This is a genomic window from Sinomonas mesophila (genome assembly GCF_001999765.1).
GTDB classification, from domain to species: Bacteria; Actinomycetota; Actinomycetes; order Actinomycetales; family Micrococcaceae; genus Sinomonas; species Sinomonas mesophila.
The window spans coordinates 23,269-38,354 of record NZ_MTIC01000018.1 but is presented as its reverse complement, the minus strand read 5'-3'; the positions used below and the strand labels follow the sequence as shown (position 1 = coordinate 38,354).

Below are 15,086 nucleotides of genomic sequence, written 5' to 3'. Positions count from 1 at the left end.
GGGAGGCATGGAAGGGTGGTGGCCGTGGCACAGCTGCTGGGCAGGGTGGTGGAGTCGGCCGAGGGGCTCCGGTATTGGCTGGTGTTCCCCGATGACGAGCACGAGGCCGCCTGCTCGTTCCTGCGAGATCTCGCCGCCTCCGACTGCTCGCCTGCGACGCTGCGCAGCTACGCGTACGACCTGCTGCGCTGGTTCCGCTTCCTGCACGGCCGCTTCATCCCGTGGGAGAAGGCCGAGCGGATCGACGTACGCGCGCTCGTGGAGCACATGAAGGCCTCGCCGACCGCCAACACGCTGCGTAGGGGACCGGACGCCCCTCCCACGGTGAACCCCGTGACGAGGAGGCTAGGGCCGGGCATGACGTTCTCGGCGCGCACCATCAACCATCAGCTGACCGTGCTCTCGAGCTTCTACGACTTCGCGCTCGAGTTCGGTCTCGGTCCCCTGGTGAATCCTGTTCCGCGGCAGCGGAATGTCCATGCGCACCACAACCCGATGGAGCCGTTCGCCCGGAGCCGACGAGGGTCCTACCGGCAGCGCGTTCCGCAGCCCGCCTGGCGGGGCATCCCGGATGATGCAGTGGCGGCGATCTTCGACGCCCTCGAGCACCACCGCGACCGGGCCCTGCTCGCCTTCTGGCTCAGCAGCGGCGCCCGCGCCGAGGAGCTCCTGGGACTGCGGCACGGCGACTACGACTTCGGCGAGCACACCCTTACGGTCACGACCAAGGGCACCAGGAGCCGCGACGTCATCCCGGCGAGCCCGGATGCGTTCGTCTGGCTCGCCCTCTACATGCGCCAGGGACAGCCGGCGGACCCGGGTGACCCGGTGTGGTGGACGCTCGCGGCGAAGAACCGAAGACCCCTGACCTACGCCGCAGCTCGCCGCATGTTCGCCCGCGCCCAGAGCGCGCTCGGGTCGAACTGGACCCTGCACGACCTGCGCCACACTGCGGCGGAGCGGATGATCGCGGATCCGGCCTTCACCCTCGTCGACGTCCAGACCGTCCTCCGGCATGCGCATGTGACCACGACGACCATCTACACCCAGCCGCGGATGGAGGACGTGCTGGCCAAGGTGCTCGAGCACTACGCCCGCCCGAAGCCTGCCCCGTCATCGATCGAGCCCGAGTACGACGACGCTGCCGTGCGCGAACTGCTCGGGCTGGGCGAATGAGCGACCAGACCGTCCTGGCGGACCCGAGGTCCCCCTCCCAGATCGCGGCAGCACAGACGCTCCAGCGCGCCAGACAGTTGCGCCTCGCTGCGGACAGGGCGGTCACCTCGAACGGGCGCATCTGGCCGAGACTGGCCCACGACGCCGGCTCCCCCGCGCCCAGGGGCCAGGACGACGAGCTCGCGCGCCTGCAGGCATCGACCCTGGACGAGGCGCTCGCCCGCGTCGAGGAGTGCGCGGGGCGCATCCGCCCGAACCCCGGGCCGCGCGCACGGCTCATGTGCGGGGCGGGGCATCTCCTGCACTGGCTGGCCGCGTTCGACGGGCAGACGTGGGACGAGCGCTGGCGGAACTCCGGAATGGACACGGCGCCCCGCCGAGGAGTCCACGAGCTGAGCGAACGCCTCGGCGTGTCTGTCCAGCGCATCGGTGGCGGGGTCATCGGCATGGTCCTGGCCCGGCTCGTGCGCCCTTCCTACGAATGGCTGCTCTCCTCGTCCCTGTGGAAGCCGAACGCGCCTACCGCCTTCCTGGACCTGGCAGGGAACGAAGACGCAGAACGGGTCCGGGCACTGCCCGAGTACGGCCGCGCCCACGAGCTCGGCCGGCGGAACGCCGAGAACGCGATCGCACGGATCCTCATCCGCACCGGCAAGCACTTGCACCAGCTCACCGCCGAGGACGTCCTGGCCTACTCCCAGGCGGTGCGCACCTCGCGCAACCACGCCAAGGAGCACCTCGCCTGGGAACTGCTGGTCGCCCTCGGCCCCCTCGCGGGGGAGCCGCCCACCCTCCGGGCCGCATGGCACGCAAGCGTCACCTCCCGCCGGCACACCGTGGCGATGCTCGTTGACCGCTACGCAATCCCCGCCTCCCCCGTGCGGGACCTCCTCGTGGATTACCTGGAGGAGCTCGCGCCCAACATGGACTACGGCTCGCTCAGCGGCCTGGCCTACCGGCTCGTGCGGCTGTTCTGGGCCGAGGTGATCGATATCAACCCCGACCAGACGGACCTCCGGCTCTCCCCGGCCGTCGCCGCCGAATGGCGCCAACGGATCCAGACCACGCTCGAGGGCCGGGAGAGGACGGACACCTCCTCAACGTTCTTCGCCGTCCGGGCCCTCTACCGCGACCTCGCCGAATGGTCCTACGACGATCCCGGGCGCTGGGCCGCGTGGGTCGCGCCCACGCCCCTGCCGCGCTCCCAGTCACGCGCAGAGTCGAAGCGCCGCCGCAAGGTCGAGGCCAGGATGCACCAGCGCACCCGCACCCTGGCGCCCCTGCTCCCAGCCTTCCTCCTGGCCGCGTCCGAGCTGCGGGATCGCGGGAGCATGCTGCTGGAGGCGACCCTGGCCGCAGAGCACGGACAGGAATACACGCTCGACGGCGTGACCTACCGCAGGCACGACCCCCCGACTCGATGCCTGGCCAACGAGCGCGCACGGGTCTGGGCCGAGGTCGTCTCCGCCGAGGGCGGGGCACGCCCGCCCAAACCGGCAGGGAAGCGGGTCGACGTCAGCGCGGTCGAAGCCGACGGGTTCTGGGGTTGGGCCATCGCCTCGACCCTGAAGGAGACCGGCATCAGGAGCGAGGAGCTCCAGGAGCTCACACAGCTCTCGCTGCGGCACTACACCGCCCCGTCCACGAACACGATCGTCCCGCTCCTGCACATCGCCCCCTCGAAGACCGACCGCGAACGGCTCATCCCCATGTCGCCCGAGCTCGTCAAAGTCCTCGTGGACGTCCAGCGCCGGGCCCGCGGAACCGGTACCACCGTCCCGCTCTCGATCCGCTACGACAGCTACGAGAAGACCTTCGGCGACCCGCTTCCGCACCTCTTCGCCCGCATCGTCGGCCCAACCCAGAACACCCTCTCCCCGGCATACATCCGGAGCGTGCTCAACGGGATCGCCGCCCATGCCGGGATCACCGACGGCGGAGCACCGATCAACTTCACCCCACACGACTTCCGCCGCCTGTTCGCCACCGACCTCGTCGGCACCGGCCTCCCCCTGCACATCGTCGCGACCCTGCTCGGCCACCTGAACCTCGAAACCACCCGCGGATACACCGCGGTTTTCCCCGAGCACGTCATCCAGGCCCACCATGCCTTCATCGAAAGACGCCGCCAGACCCGCCCCGACGGGGAACTGCGGCCCGCCACCACCGAGGAATGGACTGACTTCGAACAGCGCTTCCTCCTCCGAAGAATCGCCCTCGGAGCCTGCCACCGCCCCTACGCCACCCCCTGCATCCACGAACACGCCTGCATCAAATGCCGCTTCCTCCAAGTCGACCCCGCCCAGGCAGGCCGTCTCGAGGAGATGACCGCCAACGCCGAGCAGCGCCTCGCCGAAGCCCGCGAGCACAGGTGGCTCGGCGAAGTCAGCGCACTCGAAGAGAGCCTCGTCCACCTACGGCGGCGAAGAGCGGAAGCCCAATGCAGCGCAGGCACAGCCGAACCCGCGATCTCCCCCTAGCAGGGCAGGCCGTCTCAGACACGGACTGGGCACGTCTGGGGGCGGAATCAAGCTGAATGGTTGTCCGCGGGGGGATCCCCGATGGGGCGATCTCAGCGTGGACGGATCACGAGCACCATACTCTGACCATGGCCGTTTACTTCGAGTGCACAACGCGGACAAGCCTGCCCAAACAAGAGCTGTTCGACCTCGCCAGGACATTGACGCCCACAAGGACTCGATGGCGCGGTCTCAAGAAGAGGCGGTTGCTGGCGTCAGGTCTGGACTCATTTCTTTGGGCGAGGAAGTCACTTGGCGAGCTTGGCACTTCGGTGTCCCGCTTCGTATGACGAGCCGGATCGCTGAGATGGAGCCGCCTGACTATTTTGTGGATGAGCAGGTCAAGGGCCCGTTTCGGCGGTTCCGGCACGTCCATGAGTTCAATCAGGATCCGACAGGCACCATGATGGTCGATCGGATCGAGTTCGTTCGCAGTGCCGTTCGGCCCCCTAGGACGTCTGGTCGAGAGGCTAGTGCTGGCCCGCTATCTCCGGAAGCTGATCGAGAACCAGAATCGGCACCTAACGGAAGGCAACGTCCGGTAAAGGATCCCTTAGCGGACGCATACCGTGAAACCTTTCGGGCTCTTCCGGACAATACAGGGCATGGGGGACCTTGAAGCGGGGGACGAGGGCCTGTGGGCCCGTAGCCTCGGGGGCAACGGCGAGGCGTTCGGCACGCTGTATGACAGGCACAGGGATCGGGTCTTCCGCCACGCCTATCGCCTGGCGGGAAGCCATCATGACGCGGAGGACATCCTGGCATCGGCCTTCCTGGAGCTGTGGAGGCGGCGCAACGCCGTGCGGCTGGTCGAGGGGTCGGTTCTTCCCTGGCTGCTCATCACGACGACGAACGTGGCCCGCAACACCGCGCGGGCCGCACGCCGGTACCGGAGGTTCCTTGAATCCCTGCCCCGCGCCGAGAGCGTGTCCGACCAAGGGGATGAAGACTTCTTCGGCCGAGCCCAGGGACTCCTCGACCAGGACGTCGCCTCGGCCCTGAGGGCCCTGAAGGCCGAAGACCTGCATCTGGTGGTCCTGGTCGTCTTCGAGGAGTACACCCTCTCCGCCGCCGGCGCCGTTCTCGGGCTCAGCCCCTCAGCGGCGAAGAGCCGGTTCCATCGTGCTCGCCAGAGGCTGAAGGCCGCCCTCGCCGATGCCCGGCCCCGGGCTGTTCCGGCCGCGCCGATCCTGGAAGGAGAAGGGGCATGAGCGGGCTTCGAGTCGACGAGCAGTTCAGCACAGCGCTGCGGGCGGAGCTGGTCTCACGGGCAGAGCGGGCGAAGCCTGCTCGGCGGGCACGGCTGTGGATCGGTGCCGGGGCTCTGGCAGGTGCCGGACTCCTGGGGGGTGTCGCCGCCACAGCCGCGGGGCTGCTGCCCCTTCCGGGCGGCGAACAGGTGACTCCTCTGGCCTCCCCGGTGACCGAGACGTACACGGGCACGGCGACGGTCGAGCTCGGCCCCGCCCCGGAGGGCGCGACCGGGATCGAGATGGAGCTGACCTGCCTGACCCCCGGGAGCTTCAGGTTCCCCGACGGTGCCAGTCTGGCGTGCTCGCCCGCGGACGCGGGGAGCCGCACGGGCTGGGCCGGCTACACCCTTCCGCTCGCCGAGGGCCAGGACAGCGTGACCATCGAGACCGGCCCCGAGAGCCGCTGGCAGCTGAAGGCGGAGTACGTGAAGCAGGAACGGACCGAGTGGGGGGTCAACGCCAGGGGCGAGACCTACGGCGTCGAGATCCCGGGGGTCGGAGTCCCCGACCTCCTCGCCGTCATCGCCACGAACGGCCGGGAAGGCTACGTCTACGCAAGGGACCTCTCCGGCGGACCGGGCCCGACCAGCCCAGAAGACGCCGCGAAGAACTTCAGCAAGCCCCGCCCACCCCGCGAGATCCCCGTCTACCTGAGCGACGGAGAGACCCAGATCGGAATCTTCGAGGTGACACCGGGCAGGTAGCGACACGCGCAAGAAGCTTCCCGCCAATAGTCATGCCAATTGACTATGGTGCTCACATGACTAAACGCGAGATGAGAGAACCGACATTCCTCGTACTTTCCGCACTGGCCGCTGGCCCGCAGCACGGCTATTCGCTGATTTCCGAGACGGCGCGGCTTTCGGGAGGGAGGGTGAAGCTGCAGCCCGGCAGTCTGTATGCCGCTTTGGACCGACTCTCGGACGAGGGATCGATACGCGTGGACCGTGAAGAGGTGGTTGATGGGCGTCTCCGGCGCTACTACGGGCTAACGGATCAGGGAGAGCAAGAGCTTCGCTCAGAAATCGACCGGCTTGAGGCGAACGTCGTGGTCGCTCGCACCAATCTGAAGATCCGTATGGCTGGAGGACTCGCATGAGCCCCCGCACCACACCGCTTGAGGTTGGTTACCGTCGTGCACTGCGGGCCTATCCCCGGAGCTGGAGGGCACGTTACGGCGACGAATTTGTTGGCGTCCTGCTCGACATCGCTGAAAGCCGACAACGCACACATCCGACTAGCGCAGAGTTGGTGGCTGTCGTCTTCCACGGACTCATCGCACGAATTTCGTTGCTTCTGGGTATGGTCGCCCCAGCCGAGCGGAGGGATAGGGTGGCGGCTGCGGCCACCATCATTTTGACAGCGCTGGCGGCAATCATGATGGTGCTGGGCGAAGTCGGCCGTTGGTTCCGCTCGAACTCCTATACCCTGGCAGACGGACTCTACGGCCCGTTCACAACCGCTGCCTCAAACATCTACCTCTTGGCGATGGCAGCTTTCGGAGCCTTGGTCATCGGCAGGGAAGGCTTCCGGAAACTGCTGCTCGGCCTTACCGTTCTCGCATGCCTCGCCACGCCGCTCCTGACTGACACAGCCCACGCCGCGGTGGCCGTGCACTGGTTCATCCCCGCCGTATTCGCAACGGGCAGCCTGCTGGCCCTGATCGGCCGACCTGCCCGGAACCGAAAGCTCACAAAAATTGTGGTCTGGGCTACCCCCGTTGTCACGGTCCTTCTGACCCTGACCAGCTATCTCCAAGGCGGCGGCTCCCAGAGAACGTTCTACGGTCATTCTCTGATGCCCGTCGTCGACGCGCTGACCCTGTCGCGGTCGGCGGCCGAGATCCTTGCCCTAACAACCGCGGTGCTGCTCGCAAGCCGGAAACTACTCCCATGGGTCGTACTCCTCAGCGTCGCCGCATTGTCGTGGCCGCTCGGCCGTCTCCTCATTTTTCTGGGCGGTGACACAACTACCGGGCTCATCGGTTTTCTGAATCCGGGCACGGTATCTACGATCTGTTTCCTCGCGGCACCACTCTCCGCGTGGGCCGCTTGGAAACGTCCTCGACTCGAGTTCGGAGACGGGGACATGAGCGCGCTCAGCTAGCCGACACGAGCGGGCTGATCGGCGGACCGGTCGCAGCTGGTGGCTCTGGATCTGATCGCTATGTGGCGGCGTTCTGTGATCGCTAAGTGGCACTCGCGGGTGTCCCGACAGCCGATCCCTTTGCGGACGCGGAGGTCTGGCGGAACAGCTTCTATCCAGGGAAGCCGAGTCCCAACACCTTGGCGTCTCATCGCTATGCGCAGCGGGCGGGGCACTTGACTCATGGCAAGGACCATTGGTGGCGGCTAGCTGGAGACGGAACGAATGAAGCGCGTATTCAGTCCGAGGTGCTTGCCGCGCTTCGCCAGACGCTTATCCCGAAACTCAGAGCCGAGATGCTGGACAGGACTCCAGGTCCACGCGGCACTCTTGAGGGACTAGCGGGACGATGATCTTACCCGAGCGGAGGAACCATTCGACCACCGCCAGCCTGGCCGTTAACCGACGCCAGTGGCTCCAGGGGCCGGCGTCCGAGATGGGGATCGCCCAACGGATGCCGATCCGTTTGAGCGAGTGCACAGGCAACTACAGCAGCCACCTTCGAAGTTCCCGTTCCCACAATCGTTGCCACTGACTGCCCAACCACGCCTTGCAGTTCATCCTCTTGGAGACGAGTCACAGCGCCCGTAAGTCGGCCGTCCACCGGACGCGGAGTGGGGCGGGACTTTGCGCTTCGGGCTGCCACCCCGGCTCTGATCTGCAGATTGGCACATACCCCGCCCAAATAAATGCCCGGTAAGGGTAGGACAACTGCAACACTGCTTCCCGGGGTAGCCCCCTTGCTCCTGACGCGCTCTTAGGCTCTCGAGGCGAAACCACCTAAATGGCTCTCGACCAGATGCTCCTCGGTCCGCCCAGCCGGTCACCTTGACGATGTCCAGTGAAGTTCCCTGATGAGCTCGCGCTCGAATTCGGCCAGGGCGGCGAAGATCCCGAAGACCAGCTTTCCGGAGGCGGTGGTGGTGTCGATCGCGGCGCCCTGACCGGTGAGGACTTTCAGGCCGATGCCGCGCTCCGTGAGGTCGTGGACGATGTTCACCAGATGGCGCAGGTCCCGACCGAGCCGGTCCAGCTTCCACACCACCAGAGTGTCCCCGTTTCGGAGGGCCTTCAGGCAGGCTGCGAGCTCCGGCCTGTCGTCGCGTTTCCCCGACGCCCGGTCCTCGTACACGGCCTCGGGGTCGACGCCGGCGGCGAGGAGCGCGTCGCACTGCAGATCTGTGGTCTGTGACCCGTCGGCCTTCGACACCCGGACATATCCGACGAGCATGGCTTCCTCCGTCACTTATACGGCCGATTACGTGACAGAACACCAGGTACGCCAAAGCCAAGTCCCGGATGTCACGTAATCCGTCGCTTATTCTACGTCTCGCTAACATCCTGCCCCCGGCTAGCGTGACTTTCCCGGTGGATCGCCCTGAGGCGCATGGCCTCGGTCTGGGTGGGAAGGTTCTGCTCCGGGATCCCGAGCATGATGAGGTCCTCGCGCACGGTGGCGAACCTCTTCGAGCCAGGGTTAGGTGCGAGCAGGGCCAGCAGGCGGTGCGCCTCGAGGGGGTCCGCCCGGGCCGCTGCGAGGGCGTCCTCGAGCGCCTGGTTCAGCTCGGCCGCCCGGACCGCTTCGGGCGTCCTCCCGTCGGGCAGGGGCCTGTGGGGCTCGGCGCTCAGCAGACCACCCAGACTGCCCTCGGCGGTGATCCCGCCGTTCCCAATGAGGTGCAGTGCCACTGCTGCGGCTTCGAGCGTGGCCTGCTGGCGGGACCAGGGCATCGCCTCGTACGCCCGCCATGCGCCGACGACTCCCGCGCGGGCGGGGTGGCCGGCCGCCTCCCAGACGCGGCCACGGCCCTCCGTGAGCGCGCCGGCAGCTTCGAGAGGGGGATGGAGATCTCGTCGATGAGGGTGCGCAGGAGGCGGAACCAGACACCGGCGTGCACGGTCCGGCGCGGAAGGGCGACGGCTCCGGTGCTCAGGGCGGCGTGGGTGAGCCGGTCCATCGCCACGACGGCGGCCGGCGCCGGGGCCCGCGCTGTTTCGGGACTCTCCCAGAAGAAGCAGATGCCGGGGGCGCCGTATGCCGGCTCGAGCCTGCACCCGTGGTCGGGGCAGGTCAGGGTCAGCGGTATCTGGGAGACGAGGGTGAAGCTGCGGAGGGCCAGCGGGGTGGTGCTGATGCAGCTCGGACAGGCGCGGCGCATCGGCGTCCGTCGGGGGTCCGCGGGCAGCCATGGCCGCCAGCCAGACAGCAGACGGCGCGGCCTGTCCCTCGGGCCCAGCAGGACCGAGTGCTGGTGGACGTAGTTCTCGAACGCCATGCCGGGCTCGGTCTCCACCGGCTCGATGATCCAGGGCTCCAAGCCAGCCAGGGCCATCGGACGTATCCGGTCCAAGGGGACGCCTGTGCGCTCCGCCAGCGTTCCGAGGAGCTGCTCGGGCGGGGCGGAATCGATGCCGGCCATCGGATCCCGGGGCGCTTCTGCCCTGCGCGGGACGAGGCTGTGGCGCAGGATCGCGTCAGGGGTCATGCCGTACGCTCCCGCGAGCCGCCACAGCCAGGAGGAGAGCGCTTCTCCTTCGGAAGGTGTGGGGTGCAGGGGCCAACGGCGCGTCATGCGAGGATGCGCTCGAACGTCCTGCGCCGTTCGGTGGGCCCGGCGTACGCGGCCGCGAGCAGGGTGCGCCGGTTGATGGACTCCTCGCCTGATTCGATGGCCACCGCGGCGGTGGCCGTGAGCAGGTGGGCCAGCTCGCCGATGGTCCCCTCGCTGCGGTTGAGCAGGTAGGAAGCCATCTCCTCCGTGGCGATCGGCGAGGGGCGACGGAGCGGGAGGGCCGCTGCGAAGCTCGCCAGCAGCGAGCACGCCTCCGGCCCGGGCTCCCACCGGGGCAGGGGGAAGGGCTCGAAACGGTTCTCGAGCTGGTCGTCGGCCCGGATCGCCAGGTAGGCGTCCTGTGTGCCGACTCCCACCAGCGGGATGCGCAGCTCGTTGCCCAGGAAGCGGATCAGGTTCAGGAACTCCCGCCGGGCATCCCCGCGCCCGGCCAGGACATTGTGGAGCTCGTCGATGACCAGCACCTTCACCCCGACCGCGCGGAGCAGGGCCAGCGTGGCCTGCTCGAGCTCCGCGACGCGCTGGCGCGGGCGGACCGGTGCGCCCATCGCGGCCTGCAGTGCGACGTAAAAGCGGCTCACCGAGGGCTCGGAGGGCATCTGCACGACCAGCGCCGGGATCTGCTCGGAGTCCGGAAGGGAGACGGCGGGGTGGAGCCGTCGGAACTTCTCGATGACCATGGACTTGCCGTTGTTGGTCGGGCCTATCACCAGCAGGTTCGGCATCCGCTCCCTCTGCGGCCAGGAGAACAGCGCCTCCAGCCGCTCCAGCGCCTGGTTGGCCTTCGTGTAGCCGATCCACCGGTCAGCGCGGAGGCAGAGCAGGCGGTCAGCAGCCGGCAGCAGCGCCGAGGCGCGGCTGCTCTCGTGTAGGTGTTCCAGGCCCGCCTCCGGCGCCGCACTGCCTACCACTGCTCGATCACCTCGAACGGCGCCGCCGACGGCACCGGCCCCGGCGACGGCGGTGCGGGCGGAGGAACCAGCAATGGCGGAGGGGACGACGCTGCTGGGGTGCGGCGGCGCCGTTCGGCGTTCCGTCGCGCCTTCCGTGTGGCAGCCGTTGCCGTGTCGGTGATGGCGCGCATCTGATCGACCATGCGGAACAGGGCCTCCTCGTCGACCTGGGCCTTGCCCTCGGTGCGCAGGCGCTGCACCGCCGCCCGCTGCTCCCACAGGGTCACCGGCGGGCGGGACAGGGTCCGGTACGGCACCGCCAGGTACGAGCCGCCCTCCGGGTCCAGGACCCAGATCCGGCTGATGTCGCGCGGGTCCCGGCGCAGCGCGAAGGAATCGAGCTGTCCGCGGCGGGCGACCCAGGGCTTGAGGGCATCGCTGAAGTAGTGCACGTAGTCCAGGACGAATCCCGTCCGTGCCAGCCTCCGGCGGTAGACCGGCAAGAAGTCGACCAGGAAGGACGACCCGTCGGCCACGACCGGCGGCGGGGCCTTCCCGCAGGCCTCCTCCCAGCGCCACTGCGGGGTCTGCCCAATCGTGCCGTGCACCTGCCCGTGGTAGACGGCGACCGCCAGGGCCAGCCAGCGCTCCAGCTCGGCCATGGTCAGCGAGGCCTTGGCCTCGGAGTCGTAGCTGCCCCGCTCGACAGGGTTGGAGAACGTCGTGCCGGGCAGCTCGTGGACCATCCCCATCATCGTGCCGATGACCCTTTCAACGATCCCGCCATAGTGGGGCTGCCCGGGAGGCCTGTAGCGCAGTGCGATCCCATGCTGTTCACAGCCCCTGCGCAGCGCTTCGCCCTTGAACTCCGCCGCGTTGTCCAGATACAGCTCGCGCGGCTTCCCGCTCATCGGCCAGGCCGCCTCGACGCCGATCCGCTCAAGCCACGGCCTCTTGTCCGTGGCCATGTGGGCAAGGCACAGCCCCACCGACAGAGCCGAGGGCGCCTCCAACGTCACGACCAGCCCGACGATGCACCGGCTGAACACATCGATCCCCACGGTCACGTAAGGGCGGCCGATCGGAAGGCGCTCCCGCTCGTCGACCACGACTACATCCACCACGGTGTGGTCGATCTGGACCTGCTCGAGGACCTCCCCCACAGGAGGGACGCGGCCGCCGGCCGACTGCAGCCGACGCGCGCCGTCGGCTCCCTCCCGGGCGGTCGCCGTCGCCAGAGGATCCAGCCCGGCGATACGGCGGGCAACCGAAGAGCGCGACGGGACCGGCATGCCGCGTCTGCGGCACAGGCGCGCGATCTCCCGGTGCGCCGCCGCGACGGTCTTCCTCTGGCGGTTCCCATATGCACCTGAGAGCATTTCGCCGATCACGGCGTCCACGTCAGCCGGCAGCCGAGACCCGCCACGGCCGCCGGACGACCGGCCCGGAACCATGTCCGAGGCAAGCCCCTCGCCCTCGCGCCACCGGCGCAGGAGCACATAGACCTGGCGCCTCGAAACGCCCAGGGCCTCCGCCGCGGCATCCACCGCGCCGCCAGCCAGCCGCTCGGCCGCGGCCAAGGGGCCGATCACCTCCGCGCGGCGGACCGCCGAAGCCCACACGGGCTCCGGCACCGAGAGCAGACCCCGCTCGGTTACCCGGCCGTCACCGACCGCGCCATCCTGCACGCCACCATCAAACGACGCATATCCGCGCAGAGGACTTCGGACACGCCGGATGCACGAAGTCCCCTGCACAAGCCCGCGCTTGCGCGGTCATCTGTGCAGACGACTTCGAAATTTGACAGTCCGCTCGTCACTCGATCCGAAATCTCCGGCCGGAGATTGCAACGGGCCCACCGAGGCCGTCAACGGCGTCATCGAGACCACACGCCGCATCCCCCGCGGATTCCGCAACTTCACCAACGACAGACTCAGATGCCTGCTATCCGCAGGCGGCCACCGCCCATGGAGAAGAACCCAGAACCAGTTTAGATCCGAAGAACCGTCAGGGGGGAGGTTAGGCGAACAGGAGGGGCAGCCCCGAACTGGGGGCGGGGGTGCCCACATCTGGTTCGCGTTACGGCGCTATGAGTTCGCAAACGTCAGTGACCGTGCCACCTTCGGAAGTAAACAGCGTCTTCTCGGAGAAATCGGGGTTGAGAGTCCAACTGACCGTGCCAGTCGTGAGGAACAAACCAGCTGGATGCTTCTTCTTCACGTCGGGCACCAAGACCACGTTCAATCCAGTTGCCGTGACGTCCAAGCTCCCGTCGGATAGAACCTCCACGTGGGTCACTCCCGTGATGACGTAGCTCACTGTTTCGCCTGTGGGACCCGTGATCGTAACCGTTTGATCCGGAGCGATGAGTTTGAATCCACCCGGAACTGAAATGAACCCGCTCTTACCGGTGACATGCAGCGTTGCGTCGAAGTCTGGGCAGGGCCACTCGAAGGTTACGTCGATATTCTGTGGCGGGGCTGCGGCGGCCGTACTTGCGAATAGTGCGGCGGTGACTGCGAGGGGTGCGATCCAGCGTTTCATGGAAGATTCTCCCTTGATGGTTCGAAAGTCCCTAGATGACCGGGACAAGAGAGTCGGGACAAGTCCCTAACCGCAGGGTTCCTGAATGCTATGGCCCGTCCCGTCAGTGTCCGCTACTCGCGTTCTAGAGAGTGCACACATCACGCCGCGGATTTCGTGGGTGCGTCATATGCCCGCCCGATGGGGCCTTGGAACAGCCTGCAACACGCCTCCCAGTAGACCACCGAGGAACATTTCCGGCCTGAGTAGTAGGTACGCGTCCTCTTCAACGGCAAGTACCTATGGCCTGACTCGTGCCACCTCCTCAGCGGGTTCTCCGCATAGAGGAGGCGGAGGGCTCAGACGGCTATGTCGACGTCCCCACGCAGGACCTCGCCGATTGCGATTCACTCTGTGTCACTGAGCCACGAGCCCGAGGATTTCGTCTTCCCGGCGGACACGCCGAGCGCGGACATCCGCATCGGCTACGCCCGCTGCTCCCACCTCACCCAGGAGCTCCAGTCCCAGCTGGATGCCCTGGCCGCGGCCGGCATCCGCGCGAGAAGATCTTCGCCGAGAAGGTCTCCACCCGCGTCCGCGTCCGCGTCCGCCCCGAGTTCGAAAAGGCGTTGGAGGCGTGCCTGCAAATCAAGGCGCACGCCCCGCACTGCCGGGTCATCCTCACCGTGTACGAGACGAAGCGGCTCGGCCGCGACTCCGCCGAGCTGACTGCGCTGGCCGACTACCTCACCGCGCACGGCATCGTACTGGAGATGCGCCGCGGGCGAACCCGTCGCCTCGATCCGCAAGGACCTGATCATCCCCACCGGCAGCGGGGGCGGAACCCCGCCTGGCCAGCATCTACCACGCCCTGGCTGAGCACGACAGACGCCAGCGCCATCCCGAGGCGGTCGAGCGGGCACACGCCGACCTCACCACCAGCCAGTCAGGCCCAGATCAGCCGTATCCGCCCGATTCTTCCCGAGTGCTTCCGGGACCCCGACCGAGGCGGGAAGGCAATGAGGGTGAACTCCTGCCTTCCCGCGCCCGGTTCTACCTGCCCTTCTTGCCCTGGGGCTTCATCATCCCGGCGGCGAGAATGGCCGTGGCGAGCTTGGCCGCGTCCTCCCTGCGGAAGTAGACAGCGCGACTCGTCTCACACATGTGGTCGGGATCGATCTGGATGCACGGGTCATCATCGAGAACGCTCGGCCACACCACGAGCTTCTCTCCCATCCCCTTGGAATCGGTGTAGGAGAGGGTGGGGACGACGGGGTTCTTGGCGATCTTGGACTTGGGCATGGAACGACTTCCTTTCACTTGGCGGCTGGCGCGCCGCTACGCGGAACGCGCTCCGCGTAGCCCCCATCGATTACGTAGTGGCCGCCCCAGAGGGGATGAGGAAGTCGATGTCACACAAGGATCGTGCCACATCCGCCCGACATTTCTGCGAGGCGAGTGGATGCGCCGGGCGACGGGGTCTTGAGGGAGGCCGCTCGGATCCCTGACAGAAGTCGATGTGGGATCGGGGCGCTAGTTTGCCGTGTAGGCCCGCCGGGTGAGTTCCTCCACGAGCGTCCACTGGGAATCATCGGTGACCCGTTGCTCCAGGTCGCCGGCCGCAATGTCCGATGCTCGCTCACGTCCCGGCCGAAGCCTTCCTGGACGGCTGCCGGGTCGAGCTTGAGGTAGACCAGAAGGTTCGCCGTGATGTTCACCGGGCTGACGGCGGCCAACGTTCCCGGCGTTCCCTTCGGGACCTTCCTCTGCCAGGAACTCGGCTGGCGCTCGACCTTCTGGGCCATCGTTGCGATCGGCGTCCTCGCCCTGGCCGGGATCCTCGCCCTCGTGCCCGCTGACAGGGCGCACGACGGCGGGCCGGGCCTCGCGCGCGAGTTCGGCGTCTTCCGCTCGGGCCATGTCCCGCCGGTCCTTGTGCGGGTCGCGCCCACTCATGGGTCGGCCCGCAGCCGGCCCATTCCGGGACGAGCGGGTAGGGCCGCC

At 67.7% G+C, this 15,086-nt stretch carries 13 protein-coding genes and 3 pseudogenes; 9 read left to right on the top strand and 7 right to left on the bottom strand.

Annotation, left to right across the window (positions count from 1 at the left end):
• Nucleotides 1-24 precede the first annotated feature (24 nt).
• From BV907_RS15770 to BV907_RS15740, 6 genes are all read left to right on the top strand, one after another.
• Complete coding sequence (locus tag BV907_RS15770) at nucleotides 25-1,176, top strand: tyrosine-type recombinase/integrase (RefSeq protein ID WP_217697955.1); 1,152 nt, start codon at nucleotides 25-27, stop codon at nucleotides 1,174-1,176.
• A complete protein-coding gene (locus BV907_RS15765; protein WP_077490692.1) occupies nucleotides 1,173-3,656 on the top strand; it encodes a site-specific integrase in 2,484 nt (827 codons plus the stop codon). Before BV907_RS15770 ends, BV907_RS15765 begins: the two co-directional genes overlap by 4 nt.
• A 644-nt stretch (nucleotides 3,657-4,300) precedes the next feature.
• A complete protein-coding gene (locus BV907_RS15755; protein ID WP_077490762.1) occupies nucleotides 4,301-4,906 on the top strand; it encodes an RNA polymerase sigma factor in 606 nt (201 codons plus the stop codon).
• A complete protein-coding gene (locus BV907_RS15750) occupies nucleotides 4,903-5,652 on the top strand; it encodes a hypothetical protein (RefSeq protein WP_077490691.1) in 750 nt (249 codons plus the stop codon). Before BV907_RS15755 ends, BV907_RS15750 begins: the two co-directional genes overlap by 4 nt.
• A gap of 56 nt (nucleotides 5,653-5,708) precedes the next feature.
• Complete coding sequence (locus BV907_RS15745; RefSeq protein ID WP_217697954.1) at nucleotides 5,709-6,047, top strand: PadR family transcriptional regulator; 339 nt, start codon at nucleotides 5,709-5,711, stop codon at nucleotides 6,045-6,047.
• Nucleotides 6,044-7,054: a hypothetical protein gene (locus tag BV907_RS15740; protein ID WP_139346823.1), complete on the top strand. Its 1,011-nt coding sequence runs from the start codon at nucleotides 6,044-6,046 to the stop codon at nucleotides 7,052-7,054. The genes BV907_RS15745 and BV907_RS15740 overlap by 4 nt, the downstream gene beginning before the upstream one ends.
• Nucleotides 7,055-7,916: 862 nt before the next feature.
• Here BV907_RS15740 and BV907_RS15735 read toward each other — a convergent pair.
• The 5 genes from BV907_RS15735 to BV907_RS15715 all read right to left on the bottom strand — a co-directional run bounded on the left by BV907_RS15735 (nucleotide 7,917) and on the right by BV907_RS15715 (nucleotide 12,247).
• Nucleotides 7,917-8,324 carry a recombinase family protein gene (locus BV907_RS15735; protein ID WP_425441650.1) on the bottom strand — a complete coding sequence of 136 codons (408 nt, stop codon included), beginning with the start codon at nucleotides 8,322-8,324 and terminating at the stop codon, nucleotides 7,917-7,919.
• A gap of 92 nt (nucleotides 8,325-8,416) precedes the next feature.
• The gene (locus BV907_RS15730) at nucleotides 8,417-8,824 is read right to left on the bottom strand and encodes a hypothetical protein (protein ID WP_175637492.1); all 408 of its coding nucleotides are present in this window, start codon (nucleotides 8,822-8,824) and stop codon (nucleotides 8,417-8,419) included.
• Nucleotides 8,719-9,666: a TniQ family protein gene (locus BV907_RS19835; RefSeq protein WP_077490688.1), complete on the bottom strand. Its 948-nt coding sequence runs from the start codon at nucleotides 9,664-9,666 to the stop codon at nucleotides 8,719-8,721. The genes BV907_RS15730 and BV907_RS19835 overlap by 106 nt, the downstream gene beginning before the upstream one ends.
• Nucleotides 9,663-10,577, bottom strand: a complete 915-nt coding sequence (locus BV907_RS15720) for a TniB family NTP-binding protein (protein WP_245828024.1) — start codon at nucleotides 10,575-10,577, stop codon at nucleotides 9,663-9,665. The genes BV907_RS19835 and BV907_RS15720 overlap by 4 nt, the downstream gene beginning before the upstream one ends.
• A complete protein-coding gene (locus tag BV907_RS15715) occupies nucleotides 10,571-12,247 on the bottom strand; it encodes a Mu transposase C-terminal domain-containing protein (RefSeq protein WP_077490687.1) in 1,677 nt (558 codons plus the stop codon). The genes BV907_RS15720 and BV907_RS15715 overlap by 7 nt, the downstream gene beginning before the upstream one ends.
• A gap of 148 nt (nucleotides 12,248-12,395) precedes the next feature.
• Here BV907_RS15715 and BV907_RS18525 point away from each other — a divergent pair.
• Nucleotides 12,396-12,539: pseudogene (locus tag BV907_RS18525) on the top strand (transposase); the annotation flags it as partial.
• A 99-nt stretch (nucleotides 12,540-12,638) separates the two neighbouring features.
• Here BV907_RS18525 and BV907_RS18960 read toward each other — a convergent pair.
• Nucleotides 12,639-13,103 (bottom strand): hypothetical protein, encoded by a 465-nt coding sequence (locus BV907_RS18960; RefSeq protein ID WP_175637491.1) that lies wholly within the window; start codon nucleotides 13,101-13,103, stop codon nucleotides 12,639-12,641.
• 293 nt (nucleotides 13,104-13,396) lie between these two features.
• Between BV907_RS18960 and BV907_RS19830 the strand changes: the two are divergent.
• Nucleotides 13,397-13,846: pseudogene (locus BV907_RS19830) on the top strand (recombinase family protein); the annotation flags it as partial.
• A gap of 289 nt (nucleotides 13,847-14,135) precedes the next feature.
• Here BV907_RS19830 and BV907_RS19400 read toward each other — a convergent pair.
• Nucleotides 14,136-14,384 (bottom strand): hypothetical protein, encoded by a 249-nt coding sequence (locus BV907_RS19400; RefSeq protein ID WP_175637490.1) that lies wholly within the window; start codon nucleotides 14,382-14,384, stop codon nucleotides 14,136-14,138.
• Nucleotides 14,385-14,786: 402 nt separating this feature from the next.
• On the opposite strand from BV907_RS19400, the pseudogene BV907_RS15700 reads away from it, so the two are divergent.
• Nucleotides 14,787-15,005: pseudogene (locus BV907_RS15700) on the top strand (MFS transporter); the annotation flags it as partial.
• Nucleotides 15,006-15,086 lie beyond the last annotated feature (81 nt).

What these genes read in the sequence shown, in the direction of transcription:
- BV907_RS15765 (WP_077490692.1), top strand. Translation starts at nt 1,173, where the DNA reads ATGAGCGACCAGACCGTCCTGGCGGACCCGAGGTCCCCCTCCCAGATC.
- BV907_RS15755 (WP_077490762.1), top strand. Translation starts at nt 4,301, where the DNA reads ATGGGGGACCTTGAAGCGGGGGACGAGGGCCTGTGGGCCCGTAGCCTC.
- BV907_RS15750 (WP_077490691.1), top strand. Translation starts at nt 4,903, where the DNA reads ATGAGCGGGCTTCGAGTCGACGAGCAGTTCAGCACAGCGCTGCGGGCG.
- BV907_RS15745 (WP_217697954.1), top strand. Translation starts at nt 5,709, where the DNA reads ATGACTAAACGCGAGATGAGAGAACCGACATTCCTCGTACTTTCCGCA.
- BV907_RS15740 (WP_139346823.1), top strand. Translation starts at nt 6,044, where the DNA reads ATGAGCCCCCGCACCACACCGCTTGAGGTTGGTTACCGTCGTGCACTG.
- BV907_RS15735 (WP_425441650.1), bottom strand. Translation starts at nt 8,324, where the DNA reads ATGCTCGTCGGATATGTCCGGGTGTCGAAGGCCGACGGGTCACAGACC.
- BV907_RS15730 (WP_175637492.1), bottom strand. Translation starts at nt 8,824, where the DNA reads ATGCCCTGGTCCCGCCAGCAGGCCACGCTCGAAGCCGCAGCAGTGGCA.
- BV907_RS19835 (WP_077490688.1), bottom strand. Translation starts at nt 9,666, where the DNA reads ATGACGCGCCGTTGGCCCCTGCACCCCACACCTTCCGAAGGAGAAGCG.
- BV907_RS18960 (WP_175637491.1), bottom strand. Translation starts at nt 13,103, where the DNA reads ATGAAACGCTGGATCGCACCCCTCGCAGTCACCGCCGCACTATTCGCA.
- BV907_RS19400 (WP_175637490.1), bottom strand. Translation starts at nt 14,384, where the DNA reads ATGCCCAAGTCCAAGATCGCCAAGAACCCCGTCGTCCCCACCCTCTCC.